This window comes from Halorubrum tibetense (genome assembly GCF_055396225.1).
The window spans coordinates 1054942-1069633 of record NZ_AP043742.1 but is presented as its reverse complement, the minus strand read 5'-3'; the positions used below and the strand labels follow the sequence as shown (position 1 = coordinate 1069633).

Sequence of the window (14692 nt, the reverse complement as noted above, 5' to 3'; positions counted from 1 at the left end):
CCTAACGAACGATCGATCGGTCTCGTCGGCGAGAACTGGACGAATAGGGGATCTGGCCGCCTCCCGACCGTCGGCAACTTCGACCGACCGGGGACCATTTCGACCGATCGCCGGCCAGTTTACCGGCCGCTAGCCGCTCCGGCAGACCGCTAGTTACCGCTGGGGGGATCCGTTTCCCTGTCGCTCGCCAGTCCGGGAGGGTCGTTCTCCTCGGGATATTCCTCACGCGGAACGTGGATCGTGACGACGTTGCCGTCATCGACGGTGTCGAACGCGAGGCTGCCGTCGGACCGTTCGGCCACCCAATACGCGAGCCATAGTCCCATGCCGACCGTGTGTCGGAGGTCGTCCATCTTCCATCGGTCGGCCATGATGTGTCGTTCCTCGATGGGGATCGGCGGACAGTTGTCCCGTATCGTGATTCGGACCTCGCCGTCGGTGCGAGTGACGTCCACTTCGACGACCGGCGTCGTGTCCGCATGTTCGACCGCGTTCCGGATCAGCTCCGCAACCGCGTACTCGAGCTCCGGGAGGGCGAACGCCGTGACGTCCGACGGGCAGGAGACGGAGAACTCGCCCGCGGGTCGCTCCGTCCGCATCTCGCCGACGAGTTCGCGGACGATCGGTTCGACGTCGATCGACTGTGGTGACCCGCCGCGGCTCAGCAACTCGATCACGTCGCGCTGTTTCTCGGCGGTGTCGAGGAGGTCGTCCGCGACTCGACGGACAGTCCTCGCCGCGGCCTCCACGTCCACCGCGTCGCTGACGGCGGGTCCGTCTCCACTGGTTCCGTTCCTCTCGGTTCCGTTCCTCTCGGTTCCGTTCCTCTCGGTTCCGTTCTTCCCGGCTTCGTTCGCTTTCGCAGTCCCGATCGGCTCCGCAGTCTCGGTCGCCTCCAGGATCCGTTCCGCCGTGCCGATAACGACGTTCATGTCGTTGCGGATCGTGTGTCGCAGGAGGTTGTCCATCACTTCGAGCTGGCGTTTGTGTCGGTACTCGTCGGTGATATCGCGGGCGAAGCCGGCGACCGCGACGACCTCGCCGTCCTCCCGTACCGGCTCGCCCGGAACACGGACCCAGCGGACCTCCCCCTCGTCCGGCTCGACTCGGTATTCGAGGGTCGTCGAGTGGCCGTCGGAGAGCTGTCGCATCTTTCGCACCACGTGTGCTCGGTCCGCCGGGTACACCCGATCGAGGAACGCCCGCGGTTCCTGCTGTAGCCTCGCCCGCGAGAGCCCGAACACCTCATCGACGGTGTCGCTGACGAAGAGGAGCTCGGACCAGTCGGCGTCGAACATCCACAACACGTCCGTCGACGTGGAGACGATCGTTTCGAGTCGACGGATCGACTCCACCTCCTCGGTGACGTCCCGGGAGCTCACGACGTAGCCGTCGATATCGGTCTCCGAGGGTGCGTAGATCCGGCTTCGGAGCCAGAGCCAGTCGCCTCCGGCGGTCCCGTAGCGGTACTCGAGCGTCTCCGTGCCGTCTCCGTCCCCGTCGACGAGCTCCCTGAACGCCGCCCGGATCCGCGCCTCGTCTTCCGGGTGTACGAGGTCGAAGGCGTCCGTCCCGAAGAGCGTCTCCGGATCGAACCCGAGGACGTCGCGGGTCGCGGCGTTGAGATACGTGTACTTCCCCGCCTCGTCGAGCACGACGAGCTTCTCCCGTGTGAGATCCAGGAGGCTCTCGGCGTCGGGAGCGCGGAGCATACCTGCCGAGTTTCACTAGAGCCCATATAAGGGTTCTCTCAACGTTATCAGAACCGAAACCGACTACGTGGCGACCGCGTCGTCCCTCAGTCTACCGGTCTCGCCGACCCGCCGTGATAGAAATATTAATCGGCAGACACTTCTGCGGTGAACGGGTTCGCGCCGTGGCCGACGCCGTCGTCGGACTCCATCGTCAGGCTGACGCCGTCGTCCGCGAGCTCGACAGCCACGTCCGTGACGCCGCGGACGTACTCGGAGGCGTGGTCACCGTCCGGATCGAACCGGATCCCCTCGGTGAGAAGCGGGGTCGCGTTCAGGCGTTCGACCTTTCGGTAGGCAGTCGAGAGGGCGATATCGCAGGCTTCAGCGAGCTCGCTCGTGGTCATCGGCTCGTCGGCGACGGAGAGAATGGCCCGACAGTCGGGGTCCGCGAGGGCGTCGAACGCGTCGCCAAGGCTCTCGTCTGCGTCCGTCAGGGTCGTCGTCATCGGTCCGCTAACTTGGGACGGGTTTCGCTTCATACCTGTACGATGGCGCCGTATCCACCCGAACCCCCACCCAGCATATGCGGGGTGGTTTATACGTGCCGAGGCGGGTCGTCGTTGGTGGCGAGCGCTCGCCTTCCCGTGCCGTCAACGTTTTGTCCGATGACGGGAACGGACGGACGATGGGAGCCGGCATCCGTGCGGAGATCTCGCTACCGACGTCCGCCTCGTCCCCGTTCGACGGGGTCGTCGACGGATCGACGCCGGTGTACAACGTCGCTCGGAGCCGACTCGAAGTCCAGCGGGTTCGCGACACCGACGGCGACCCCGTCGCCGACGACAGTGCAGCGTTCGAAGCCGGAGCGGACGACCTCGGAACGGACGACCCCGAAGCCGACGAGGATCGGGTCGTGATCGAGTTCCTCGCCGACGCCGACCTCGACGTTCCCGACGGTGTCGAGACGGTGTTCGATTACGGCGAAAAGGCCGCCTATCGGTTCGAGACGGCGTGTTCGGACGCGTCCCCGTTCGCGGTGCTCGATCGCTACGGCGTGCCCGCCACGGAAACGGTTATCCGAGACGGCCGACTGCTCGTGACGTTTCACGCCAGCGATCTGGCGACGTTACGCGCGGTGCTCGAGGCGCTCCAAGAGACGTGTACGGACCTCCAAGTCTTGCGCCTGCTTCAGTCGTCGTCGACGCCGGAGGAGAGCGATCTGGTCACCTTCGACCGAAGCGAGCTGACGGAGCGACAACGCGAGGTGCTTACCGCCGCCTACGACGCCGGCTACTTCGATCACCCGAAGGGCGCGAACGCGGGCGAGGTGGCCGAGTCGCTCGGGATCGACCGGTCGACGTTCGCGGAGCACCTCGCGGCGGTCCAGCGGAAGGTGTTCAACACCGTGATCGATTGAGTTTCCCACTCCGCCGTCGGTTCAGCGGCGGCCCGGATTCCGGGAGCGTGGGAACTCGATGATCGTTTCATGTGGATGCCTGTCGTACTCGTTTCTATGACGCCCGAATCGACACACACCTTCGTCTGCCCGGAGTGTCGTCACTCGTTCGAGGTGGACGACGCGATGCGGGAGAGCCTCCTCGACGCGGGCTGTGTCGTCTGCGGTGCGCCCGTCGTCGACGCGGACCTCACCGCGATGACGACCGTCGAGTGACCTGTCTCCCCGTGGCTACCCCTCGATCCGACCGACCGCCCTCCCGACGACTGTCCGAACGACCCCCGTTCGGACGAGCCGTCGACAGACAACGGCGACGGCGAGCGCGATCCCGGACGCGAGAGTGAACAGTCCGAGGAAGAACACGCCGCCGGTGCTGGCGTAAACGATCGAGAAGCTCACGACACCGAGACCAACCGTCACGGCACCGAGCGCGGCGATGGCGACGGAGCCGATGTCGACCCCGTCGACGACCGGTACGAGGGCCGCCGCGACCCCGAGCAGCGTCGGTACCACGAGCTCGGGTGTGATCGGGAGGGGACCGACGGTCGGCCACATGGGATACGGTCGGGGTAGATACTCGAACGCCGTGGCGGCGACGAGGAGGACCGCGCCGGCGAGCAGGAGTTCGGTCGCGTGGAGGGCGGTTCGAGTACGGGGTGCGGCGGCGACTCGACTGGCCGGCCGCGCGTCGCGTCGGGAGGGCATATCAGGGCGATACACCGCGCACCCACATAACCCTGTTCCGCGGGGATCCTCCCGTTCCCCGGGAGGATCCCCGGGTGACGACTCGGGAGCGCGTCCGAACGGCCGCTGCTCGCGTCGAACGCCCGCCAATTACTCCCCGACGATCGTCCAGTCTCGTGTAGTTTATACCCCCGCACGGACAGTTGTATCGTATGGCGACGAACCGCGAGGTCGAGATGTCCGCGTCGGCGATCGACGCGTTCCTCGGGCGACACGAGACCGGCGTGCTCTCGCTCGCCCGCGACGACGCGCCGTACGCGATCCCGATCTCGTACGGCTACGACGAGACCGCACGCCGGGCGTTCATCCGGCTCGTGTCGACGCCCGACAGCGAGAAGCGCGCGTTCCTCGGCTCCGAGCCGTCCGCCCGACTCGTAGTGTACGAGGAGGGCGACGACACGTACACTAGCGTCGTCGGCGTCGGGACGCTCCATCGGATCCCCGTCGACGAGCTCACGCCCGAGACGATCACGCAGTACGGCGAGACCCGTCGCCCCCTCTTCGAGATCTGGGCGGACGGGAAACCCGACCTCGACATCGACCTCTATCGGTTCGACCCGGACCGACTGACTGGCCGGGAGATCGTCGTCGATCGCGAGGAATAGGTACTGGGGTGCGGTACCCGCGTCGAACTGCTATTCGTCGAAATCGTCCTCAGTCGCGGGCGTCGTACAAACCGGACAGCCGACCGAGAGGATCGTCTCGCGCATCTCCTCGTTGACCTCGATGCGCTGTGTGCAGCCCGAACACGTGAACTCGACGGTCGACACGGGGATCCCTCGTTGTCCCGAGGACGGCGGCGGGAGTGATAAATGACCGGCTTTCCGTCGCGGGGTTCCGTCCTCGCTCGAACCGTCCCGACGACGGCCGTGTCACTCCCACACTCACTCGGTCCGGGGTACCGCGTACGCGCCGAGCACGAGGAACGCGGCCGCGAGGAGCGTGAGGACCGCTAGGTCGCCGAGCCACGGGGCCGGCTCGTAGAGGATCGCCCGCGTTCCCCGCGCGAAGTACGTCAGCGGTGACGCCGCGACCGCCGGGAGGAACCACCCGGGGAGCAGCTCGGGGGGGACGAACGTCTCGGAGAGGAAGAGGAGGGGGAGCGCGACCGTGTTGCTCGCGGCGATCACCCCGTCCTGGGAGTCCGCGAGCGCGCCGAGGAGCGCCCCGAGCCCGCAGAACAGCGCGACGCCGACGGCGACGAACAGCGGGAGGGCGAAAAGAGCCGTCGAGACGACGGGCTCCGCGTCGGTCACCGCGACCACGAGCCCCAGTATCAGGAGGCTCGCCGCGCCGATGATGGCGACGTTGACGAGCGTGTGCGCGAGGAGCCACTCTGCGCGCGACAGCGGCGTCGTCGCCAGCTTCTCGAACCGCCCGCCGTCGCGGTGGCGGGCGATCTCGGAGCCGACCCGCGACAGCGGCGTGAACAGCACCACGACCGCGAGGTAGCCGGGGATGTAGTAGCCGGCGGGCTCGGCGAAGAGCCCCCCGCCGGTCGGCTGCGTCCGCACCAGCGCCCCGAAGATAACGACGAGGATCACGGGGAAGAAGAACGTGAAGAACACGGCCGTCCGACGACGGAGGAACGACCGCGTCGCTGCCCGCGCCTCCGTCACGATCCGTCCGATGCGGGTCATTTCGCACCTCCGTCGGACCGCCTTCCCGTACCATCGGGCTCCCCTCCTGAGGAGTACGACTTCCCTCGGAGCGAGTACGCTTCCCCTTGCGGCGAGTACGACTTCCCGGTGAGTTCGAGATACACGTCCTCCAGCGAGGGTTCGGACCACGACAGCGACTCGAAGCCGACCCCGGCGGCCGCGAGCGCGTCGACGACTTCACCGATCGCCTCGGGCCGGACGCCGACCACGCGCAACCCCTCCTCGGTTGGCTCGACGTCGACGCCGTCCGCGGCGTCCGCAATAGCGTTCGCGGCCTCCGAGACAGCGCCCGCGGCGTCCGCGATAGCGTCCGTGGCGTCCGCGCCAGCAACACTGGAACCGTCCGTTCCGCCCCCGGTCGTCGCTTCCGCCAGAGTCACGTCGAGTCGCGGCTGCCCGCCGTGGGCGGCGATCAGCTCGTTCGGCGCGCCGACGGCGACCACGCCGCCGTCCCGGAGGAGCGCGACCCGGTCGGCCAACCGCTGTACCTCGTCCATCGCGTGGCTGGTGAGGAGGACGGTCGTCCCGTCGGCGGCCAGCCGCTCGACCAGCCGGTGGATCGACCGCCGGCCGGCGGGGTCGATCCCGGTCGTCGGCTCGTCCAAAAAGAGGAGGTCCGGGTCGTTGACGATGGCGGTCGCGACGCAGGTCCGCCGCTTCTGGCCGCCCGACAGCGTCTCGTACCAGGCGTCGGCGTCGTCGGCCATTCCGACGTCCCGGAGGACCGCCGTCGTGTCGCGGGCGTCGTCGTACAACCCCCCGTAGTAGTCGACGAGCTCGCGGGCCGTGAGCCGTGCGGGCGGGTCGAACGACTGCGGCAGGAGCCCGACCCGCTGCGGGTCGACCTCGCGGGGCGGGACCCCGAAGACGCGCACGGTCCCCGACACCGCGGCAGTTCCGGTAAGCGCGCGCACCAGCGTCGTCTTGCCCGCGCCGTTCGGCCCGATGAGCCCGAACACCTCGCCCGCGCCGACGGCCAGGTCGACGCCGTCGAGCGCGACGACCTCGCCGTACGACTTCCGGATCCCCTCCCCGACGAGGACGGGCTCGTCGGGTCGATCGGTCGCGCCGGTTCGACCGGGTCCCGAGCCGGCGTCGGAGTCAGAACCGGCCTCGGAGTCCGCGCCGGCCCCTTCGGACGGCACCGTCTCGTTCATGGATCCCCTCCGCGGGCGTCGCGCCTAAGGGTTGCTCTTTCCCGGTCCGGTACGCCTAAACGACGCGACGCCGACCCAGCGGGTATGCACTACCACGAGGCGGCGAACTTCCTGTTCGACCTCCGTCGCTTCTCGGTCAAGCCCGGCACCGAGCGCGTCGCGGCGCTGTTGGACCGGCTGGGCAACCCGGAGGCCGACCTCGCGTGCGTCCAGGTCGCGGGATCGAACGGGAAGGGGAGCACCGCGCGGCTGGTCGAGTCGGTCCTCCGCGAGGCTGGACTCTCAGTCGGACTGTACACCTCGCCGCATCTCTCGTCGCTGAGCGAGCGGGTCCGCGTCGACGGCCGACCCATGACCGACGCCGCGATCGTCGACTTCGTCGACGAGGTGAAACCGTGGTTAGTCGATCGCGCGGCGGCCGGCGAACCGCTCACGTTCTTCGAGGTCGTCACGGCGATGGCGATACACGACTTCGCGCGCCGCGACGTCGACGTCGCGGTCCTGGAGGTCGGACTCGGCGGCGAGTACGACGCGACCAGCGCCGTCGATCCCGTCGCCACCGCGGTGACGAACGTCTCGCTCGAACACACCGCGGTGCTCGGCGACACGATCGCGGAGATCGCCCGCACCAAGGCGCGGATCGCGGAGCCGGGCGCGCCGATGGTCACCGCCTGTGAGGGGGAGGCGCTCGACGTCGTCCGTGAGGTCGCGGCCGACGCGGGCGCGCCGGTAACGACCGTCACAGGGCCTGGATCCACCGCCGATGAAGCCGACCCCGCGTCCGACGCCGACGACTCGACCGACGCTGACGGCGCGGACGGCACGGACGAATCTGATGGCGCGGACGACTCGGACGAATCTGATGGCGCGGACGACTCGGACGAATCTGATGGCGCGGACGACTCGGACGAATCTGATGGCGCGGACGACTCGGACGAATCTGATGGCGCGGACGACTCGGACGAATCTGATGGCGCGGACGACTCGGACGGCCCGACCGATCCGGGCGACGAAGCGGCGATCGTCGCGACCTACGAGGGGCGAGTCGGCGACACCGACGCCCGCGTCGCGTTCGCGGGCGAGTCCGCGGGCACGTATCGGATCCCCCTCGTCGGCGAGCACCAAGCGACGAACGCCGCTGTCGCGGCGGCGCTCGCACGACGGACCGTGGAGGCGATCGCCGACGGCAGCGACACCACCGTCGATGGCGACGCGACTGGCGATGGCGACACGACCGACGCGGACTGGGCGGTCACCGACAGAGCGCTCGCCGCGGGACTCGCGCGGGCGACGTGGCCCGGCCGGTTCGAGGTGGTCGACGCGGCTCCCCTCACGGTCCTTGACGGCGCACACAACCCGGCCGCCTGCGAGACTCTCGCGGGGACGCTCGCGGAGTACGACTACGACGACTGTCACCTCGTGTACGCCGCGATGCACGACAAGGACCACGCGGGGACGGCCACCGCGCTCCCCGACGCCGCGAGCGCGGTCACCTGTCGGCCGGCGCTCGACCGCGCCGAGGACCCGGCGGTGCTGGCGGCGGCGCTTCGGTCCGCGGGCGTCGAGTCGGTTACGGCCGGCGAGGACGTCGCGGACGCGGTCGCGACCGCCCGGGCCCGCGCCGACGCGGACGACTGTGTGCTCGTCGTCGGCTCGCTGTTCGCTGTCGCGGAGGCCCGGACTGCTCTCTCCCGGACGGTCACGCCGAAATCGATCCGCGACCCCGAGGACGCCGAGCGAGCGCTCGAAGCGGGAGGGGTCCCGCCCGCGGACGTCGAGCGTACGCGAGACGGGGTCGACCACCGGACGGTGACGGTCCGGCTCCGCGGGGACCGCGCGAGCCGCGTCGCCTCCACGCTCCGCACGGTCGGCGGCGAGGCGGCGGTCGGGGGACTCGCCGCCGACGGCGTGGGGAGCGGCGCGGACGGCGGCGGCGTCGCCGGCGGCGAGGACTCGCCGGTCACGCTCGCGGGCTCGCTCGCCGAGTTCCGCGCGCTCTGTGACCGACTCGACGACGCGGGCGGCGGGCTCGCCGGCGTCGCCGACGACCTCCGGTCGAGCGTCGGCATCGGAGCCGGCGACGAGGGGCCGGATCCCGAGCCCGCCCCGGCGTACCCGTGGAGCGAGCACACCGCGGTGATGGGCGTGCTCAACGTGACGCCCGACTCGTTCCACGACGGGGGACGCCACGAGGCCCTCGCTGACGCCGTCGCCGGCGCGCGCCGCATGGTCGAGGCTGGCGTCGACGTGATCGACGTGGGCGGCGAGTCGACCCGGCCCGGGGCGGACCCGGTGTCAGTCGACGAGGAGATCGACCGTGTCGTCCCCGTGATCGAGGCGGTGCGTGAGGTCGAGGCGGTCGCCGCGGGCGACGTGCTCGTCTCCGTCGATACCCGGAAGCCGGCGGTCGCGGAGGCGGCGCTCGACGCCGGCGCGGACGTCATCAACGACGTCACGGGGCTGGAGGACCCCGCGATGCGCGGGGTCGTCGCCGACGCCGGCTGCCCGGTCGTCGTGATGCACAGCGTCGACGCGCCGGTCGACCCGGAGAACGACCCGGAGTACGGCGATGTCGTCGCCGACGTGATCGCCGACCTTCGGGAGCGACTCGCCCGCGCCGAGGTCGCTGGGATCGATCGCGAGCGGGTGATCGTCGACCCGGGGATCGGGTTCGGCAAGTCGGCCGCGGAGAGCTTCGAGTTGTTCGGCCGCGTCGACGAGTTCGCAGCGCTCGGCTGTCCCGTCCTCGTCGGGCACTCGCACAAGTCGCTGTTCGGGGCGATCGACCGCGACCCGGACGACCGCGAACACGCGACCGTCGCCGCGACCGCGATCGCCGCGGACCGCGGGGCTGACCTCGTCCGCGTCCACGACGTCGCAGCGAACCGCGCCGCGGTGGACGTCGTCGAGGCCGCGAGTGACCCGGACGCGCTCTGATGGTCGGAACCACGAGAGACTGACGACCGGTCGGCCGCGGACGGCAGCGTTTTGCGTCGTCGTACCCTTGCTCTCGATATGCCCCGGCGTCTGCTGCTCGGCTGTGGCGCTGTCGGGAACACGCTCGTCGAGCGTGCGCGCGAAGACCGCGCTGGAATCCTCGCGATCACCGACGACACCGGGTGGGCCTCCACGCTACGCGACCGGAACGTCGCGACGGTCGAGGCCGACCCGACCGATCCGGCGTCGTATCCGGATCACGCTTCCGTCGTGCTGGTGGCCAGCGACGATCCCGCCCGCAACGTCGCCGCCGCACAGGCGGCCCGCGAGCACTACCCGGACGCGATGATCGTCGCCCACGTTGGCACCGCGCCGACCGCCGAGCAGGTCGCCGACCTCGACGTGGTCGCCGACCACGTCGTCGACCCCGTCGAAGCGACCACCCGGCGCGTCCTCGACGCCGTCGGACTGCCGCCGCGGGACGCACAGGACGAACGGGTGACCGGCGAAGTCGGCTCCCCCGGCTTCGACGAACCGGACGTACAGGAGCGACCGCCGCGGCTAGTCCGGACTCTGCGCCGGATCCCCGGCGACCTGCTCGTCGTCGCTCACGACAACCCCGATCCGGACGCCATCGCGAGCGCGCTCGGACTCGCCCGGATCGCCGAGGCGATCGGGACGCCCGCCGACGCCGTCTACGGCGGCGAGATCGCCCACCAGGAGAACCGCGCGATGGTGAATCTGCTCGACCTGTCGCTGCGGACGTTCGCGGACGTGGATATCGACTCGTACGCCGGGATCGCGCTCGTCGACCACTCGCGGGCCGGGATCAACGACTCGCTGCCGGAGGGAACGGTCGTCGACATCGTCGTCGACCACCACCCGCCGCGCGGCCCGATCGAAGGGACGTTCGTCGACGTCCGTCCCGACATCGGCGCGACGAGCACCCTGATCGCCGACTATCTCTCGCGGTTGGGGATCGCTCCCGACCGCGCGATCGCGACCGCGTTGTTGTACGGGATCCGGGTCGATACCCGTGATTTCACCCGCGAGGTGTCGATCGCTGACTTCGAAGCCGCCGCGTCGCTGATCCCCGACGCCGACGAGTCGACGCTCGAACGCGTCGAGAGCCCGAGCGTGAGCCCGGAGACGCTGCGCGTGCTCGCGGCGGCGATAGAGAACCGCGACGTCAGAGAGTCGGTCATCGCGTCGTGTGTCGGGGAGATAACGGACCGCGACGCGCTCGCCCAGGCCGCGGACCGACTGCTCGACCTGGAGGACGCCTCCGTCACCTTCGTCTACGGCTACATGAACGGCATGATATACGGGTCAGCGCGCGCCCGCGGCGCGGACCTCGACGTGGGGGAGCTCCTGCGAGACGCGCTCGAACAGGCGGGCTCGGCCGGCGGGCACGCCAACATGGCCGGCGCGCAGGTCCCCGTCGGGATCCTGGAGGCGGTCGCCGACGACGAGTCGTTCGACGAGGTGGTCGAGGCGTTCGTCTCCGGGCGGTTCTTCGAGGCGCTCGACGACCCGCCAGCGCCGACACCCGGGACGACGCCGACGGAACCCGCGAGCGACTTCCCGGAGTGAGTCGGAGGCGGCGAGTCGTGTGTGATACTTACCCACGGCCCCGGAACGCGTATCATCTCTCGGAGTAGATCCTCGCCTGATGGCCGAGGAACGGCTCTACACCGACCACCCGGAGCTGTACGACGCCATCCAGTCCGGGTGGAACTACGATCGCGACGTCGAGTTCGTCGTCGACCAGCTGTCCCGTCACGGGGTCGACGGCCGGCGGCTCCTCGAGGTCGGCTGCGGCACCGGCGAACACACGCGGCGGTTCGTCGAGCGCGGGTTCGACGTGACGGCCGTCGACGCGTACGAGGGGATGCTCTCGGTCGCCCGCGGGAAACTCGGGTCGGACGGCGGTCCCGAATCCGGGTCGGCGGCCGGCACCGTCGCCTTTCGACGGGACGCGCTCCCGGGAACCGAGGTCGACCGTCGCTACGACGCGGCGGTCGCGATCCGCGGCGTGATCAACCACGTGTCGCCGGACGCGTTGGTTCTGGCGGTCCGGCGGTTCGCGGACGCGCTCGCCGAGGGCGGCCTCGTCGTCTTCGATAACTCGCCGCTCCCGCCCGACGGCAACCAGCCCGGGCTCGATGTCGGCAAGACGGCCGACGGGCGGTACGTCCGGGTGGCGCGACACGCGCCGCGGGAGGACGAGCGGCTGGACTGGCGGTCGGTGACGTTCACCGCCGACGGCGACCCGTTCGTGAGCAGCCGACCCATGACGCCGTTCGCGGACGAGACGGTCCGTGACGCGCTCGTCGACGCCGGATTCGACGTCGAGACGGTGGACGGGTACGGGCCCGAGGACGACCGGACCGTGTTCGTCGCGGTCGCGCCCGGCTGACGAGGGTTCTCCTTGAGGGTCCTGTGACGGTCTATCAGCGCAACCTACATATCCCGCCGTCACGAACAGTATAGTATGAGTGACGAAATACTCGAACACCGACGACTACTGGTCGCCGGGAGCGGCATCGCCGCGTTGAGCGCGGCGATCTACGCCGCCCGGTCGAACAATGAGCCGCTGTTGATCGAGGGCGACGAGCCCGGCGGCCAGCTCACGCTGACGACGGACGTGGAGAACTATCCCGGGTTCCCGGACGGGATATCCGGTCCCGAGCTCATCAACGAGATGCGCGAGCAGGCGGGGAAGTTCGGTACGGAGTTCGAGAGCGGGATCGTCGCCGACGTGGAGAAACGGCCTGCGGGCCATTTCCGCGTCGAGCTGACGAACGGTGACGTGTACACTGCGGACGCCGTGATCGTCGCCTCCGGGGCGTCCGCGCGCACCCTTGGCGTCCCCGGCGAGGACGATCTGATGGGGTACGGGCTCTCGACGTGTGCGACGTGTGACGGCGCGTTCTTCCGCGACGAGGACATGCTCGTCGTCGGCGGCGGCGACGCCGCGATGGAGGAGGCCAACTTCCTCACCAAGTTCGCCGACACCGTCTACATCGCGCACCGGCGCGAGGAGTTCCGCGCCGAGGACGTCTGGATCGACCGCGTGATGGACAAGGTCGACGACGGCGACATCGAGATCCTGAAGAACACGGAGCTCACCGAGATCCATGGTACGGCCGAGGAGGGGATCACGAGCGTCACCCTCGTCGAGCACCCGGACGGCCACCCCAAGGAGAAACTGGAGGACCCCGCGACCGCCGACGCGGTCGACGAGTACGAGTTCGAGGTGGGCGCGGTGTTCTACGCCATCGGGCACACGCCGAACACCGAGTTCTTGGAGGGAACGGGTGTCGAGCTCGACGACGCCGGCTACCTGCTGACCCAGGGCGGTCGTGACGGCGGCCAGACCGCGACCGCGGTCGAGGGGGTCTTCGGCGCGGGCGACGTGGTCGATCACCACTATCAGCAGGCGGTCACCGCTGGCGGGATGGGCGTGATGGCCGCGCTCGACGCCGACGACTACCTCTCGGAACGTGAGCGGGCCGGCGAGCTGTACGAACCCGAAGTCGACGCCGCGGCCGCGGACGACTGACCCCACGACGGCGCCGGGAACACGCTCATCAGGAACACGCGCTGATACGGTAGACCGATCGGCTTGGGTGGCCAACACGGAGCTGCTACAGGGCTGGTCCCTCTCCACCGGAGTCGATGTCGAACTCCTCGTGCAACACCGTTGAGCCGGAACCGAGCGGCGCGACGTTCGCTCTCGGGCTATAACTTATGAATACTATTGATGTCGCATCCGCATACTTATATTGATGACGGACAACTAGTAGCTATGTCTCTCAGTATTGTCCTTTTAGCAGGGCTTGCAGCGTCGATCTTTGTCGGATTCAATATTGGCGGATCCTCTACCGGAATCGCGTGGGGGCCGGCGGTCGGTGCGCGTATTCTCTCGAAGACGGCGGCTGCCGGGTTGATGACGTTCTTCGTGTTTCTCGGCGGGATAACGGTCGGGCGAAACGTAATGGACACGCTCGCCGGAGATATCATTACGATTCCGATCACGCTCGAAGCCGGCGTTGGCGTGCTGTTTTTCATCGGCCTCGGCATCCTCATCGCGAACGTCTTCGGCGTGCCGGTCCCGACGTCGATGACGACGGTCGCGTCCATCGCCGGGCTCGGGCTCGCGACTGGAACGCTGAATTACGGAACGATAGGCTCCATCGTCTCGTGGTGGATCGTCACGCCGATAATCGGCTTCTGGGTCGGTGCAGTGATCGGACGGTACGTGTATCCGGAGCTCAACCGGCGATTCGCGATCGCGGTCTCCGACGGACCGCTTCTCACTCTCGATCGAAGCGGTCGGGTTCCCCGCCTCACATACGGACCGAACACGGACCGACGGGAGCTCGTGAGCACGGTGGTCGTGTTGATGATCGGCTGTTACATGGCATTTAGTGCGGGTGCGAGCAACGTCCCGAACGCAGTCGCACCGCTCGTAAGCAGCAACGCGATCGGCGAGGTGAACGCGGTCGCCCTCGCGACGGTCGCGATAGGGGTCGGTGGGTTCACGATAGCTCGTCGGACCATGGAATCGGTGGGGACCGAGCTGAGCGATATCCCGCTTTTGGCCGCGCTCATCGTGATGACGACTGCCGCCACGATCACGACCGCGCTCTCGTACGCGGGGATCCCGATCAGCCTCGTGATGGCGATGGTGATGACCATCGTCGGGCTCGGATGGGGTCGGGCCACCCGACCCGTTACAGCCCGGGACGTGGTGACGGGTCAGACGGAGACGCCGATCGCGACCGGTGCCATCACTGCGGATGACGGCGATACCGCGAGACCCATCGGCCAGCCGGAATCGAAAAAGGCGCTGAACACCGGAAACCTGTTCAATCCACGAGCGATCCTGAAGTACGTCTCGATGTGGATCATCGGTCCGTCGGTGGCGTTGCTCCTCTCGTACGTGTTCTTCATCGTCGTCCCGTTCGTCGGATGATCCTCGTCGCCGGCGGCACCGGGTCGATATCCTTAGAGACGATCGGGACGCCACGGACCACC

At 68.8% G+C, this 14692-nt stretch carries 14 protein-coding genes; 8 read left to right on the top strand and 6 right to left on the bottom strand.

All coding sequences use genetic code 11. The features are described from left to right. Positions 1-149 precede the first annotated feature (149 nt). Positions 150-1712 carry a PAS domain-containing sensor histidine kinase gene (locus tag ACZ5TV_RS05465; RefSeq protein WP_379780602.1) on the bottom strand — a complete coding sequence of 521 codons (1563 nt, stop codon included), beginning with the start codon at positions 1710-1712 and terminating at the stop codon, positions 150-152. Between the two features lie 125 nt (positions 1713-1837). After that, positions 1838-2233, bottom strand: a complete 396-nt coding sequence (locus tag ACZ5TV_RS05460) for a helix-turn-helix domain-containing protein (protein WP_379780604.1) — start codon at positions 2231-2233, stop codon at positions 1838-1840. Between the two features lie 146 nt (positions 2234-2379). On the opposite strand from ACZ5TV_RS05460, the gene ACZ5TV_RS05455 reads away from it, so the two are divergent. Continuing rightward, a complete protein-coding gene (locus ACZ5TV_RS05455) occupies positions 2380-3111 on the top strand; it encodes a helix-turn-helix domain-containing protein (protein ID WP_379780606.1) in 732 nt (243 codons plus the stop codon). Positions 3112-3207: 96 nt separating this feature from the next. Continuing rightward, entirely contained in the window at positions 3208-3366 is a 159-nt protein-coding gene (locus ACZ5TV_RS05450) for a DUF7560 family zinc ribbon protein (protein WP_379780608.1), read from the top strand. Positions 3367-3381: 15 nt separating this feature from the next. Here the strand turns inward: ACZ5TV_RS05450 and ACZ5TV_RS05445 are convergent, their stop codons facing one another. Next, entirely contained in the window at positions 3382-3855 is a 474-nt protein-coding gene (locus ACZ5TV_RS05445; RefSeq protein ID WP_379780610.1) for a hypothetical protein, read from the bottom strand. A 191-nt stretch (positions 3856-4046) separates the two neighbouring features. Between ACZ5TV_RS05445 and ACZ5TV_RS05440 the strand changes: the two genes are divergently transcribed. Continuing rightward, positions 4047-4499, top strand: a complete 453-nt coding sequence (locus ACZ5TV_RS05440) for a pyridoxamine 5'-phosphate oxidase family protein (RefSeq protein WP_379780612.1) — start codon at positions 4047-4049, stop codon at positions 4497-4499. A 30-nt stretch (positions 4500-4529) separates the two neighbouring features. On the opposite strand, the gene ACZ5TV_RS05435 is transcribed toward ACZ5TV_RS05440, so the two are convergent. The 3 genes from ACZ5TV_RS05435 to ACZ5TV_RS05425 all read right to left on the bottom strand — a co-directional run bounded on the left by ACZ5TV_RS05435 (position 4530) and on the right by ACZ5TV_RS05425 (position 6712). Then, positions 4530-4664 (bottom strand): DUF7560 family zinc ribbon protein, encoded by a 135-nt coding sequence (locus tag ACZ5TV_RS05435; RefSeq protein ID WP_379780614.1) that lies wholly within the window; start codon positions 4662-4664, stop codon positions 4530-4532. 114 nt (positions 4665-4778) lie between these two features. Further along, entirely contained in the window at positions 4779-5534 is a 756-nt protein-coding gene (locus ACZ5TV_RS05430) for an ABC transporter permease (protein WP_379780616.1), read from the bottom strand. Further along, positions 5531-6712: an ABC transporter ATP-binding protein gene (locus ACZ5TV_RS05425; protein WP_464384204.1), complete on the bottom strand. Its 1182-nt coding sequence runs from the start codon at positions 6710-6712 to the stop codon at positions 5531-5533. The genes ACZ5TV_RS05430 and ACZ5TV_RS05425 overlap by 4 nt, the downstream gene beginning before the upstream one ends. 84 nt (positions 6713-6796) lie before the next feature. On the opposite strand from ACZ5TV_RS05425, the gene folP reads away from it, so the two are divergent. The 5 genes from folP to ACZ5TV_RS05400 all read left to right on the top strand — a co-directional run bounded on the left by folP (position 6797) and on the right by ACZ5TV_RS05400 (position 14630). Beyond that, positions 6797-9649, top strand: coding sequence for a dihydropteroate synthase (gene folP / locus ACZ5TV_RS05420; RefSeq protein ID WP_464384203.1), 2853 nt, complete (start codon positions 6797-6799; stop codon positions 9647-9649). Positions 9650-9727: 78 nt separating this feature from the next. After that, positions 9728-11242, top strand: coding sequence for a DHHA1 domain-containing protein (locus ACZ5TV_RS05415; protein WP_464384202.1), 1515 nt, complete (start codon positions 9728-9730; stop codon positions 11240-11242). Between the two features lie 79 nt (positions 11243-11321). Continuing rightward, complete coding sequence (locus tag ACZ5TV_RS05410; RefSeq protein ID WP_464384201.1) at positions 11322-12068, top strand: class I SAM-dependent methyltransferase; 747 nt, start codon at positions 11322-11324, stop codon at positions 12066-12068. A 75-nt stretch (positions 12069-12143) separates the two neighbouring features. Beyond that, positions 12144-13214: an NAD(P)/FAD-dependent oxidoreductase gene (locus ACZ5TV_RS05405; RefSeq protein WP_379781927.1), complete on the top strand. Its 1071-nt coding sequence runs from the start codon at positions 12144-12146 to the stop codon at positions 13212-13214. A gap of 246 nt (positions 13215-13460) precedes the next feature. Continuing rightward, positions 13461-14630 carry an inorganic phosphate transporter gene (locus ACZ5TV_RS05400; RefSeq protein WP_379781929.1) on the top strand — a complete coding sequence of 390 codons (1170 nt, stop codon included), beginning with the start codon at positions 13461-13463 and terminating at the stop codon, positions 14628-14630. Positions 14631-14692: the final 62 nt, after the last annotated feature.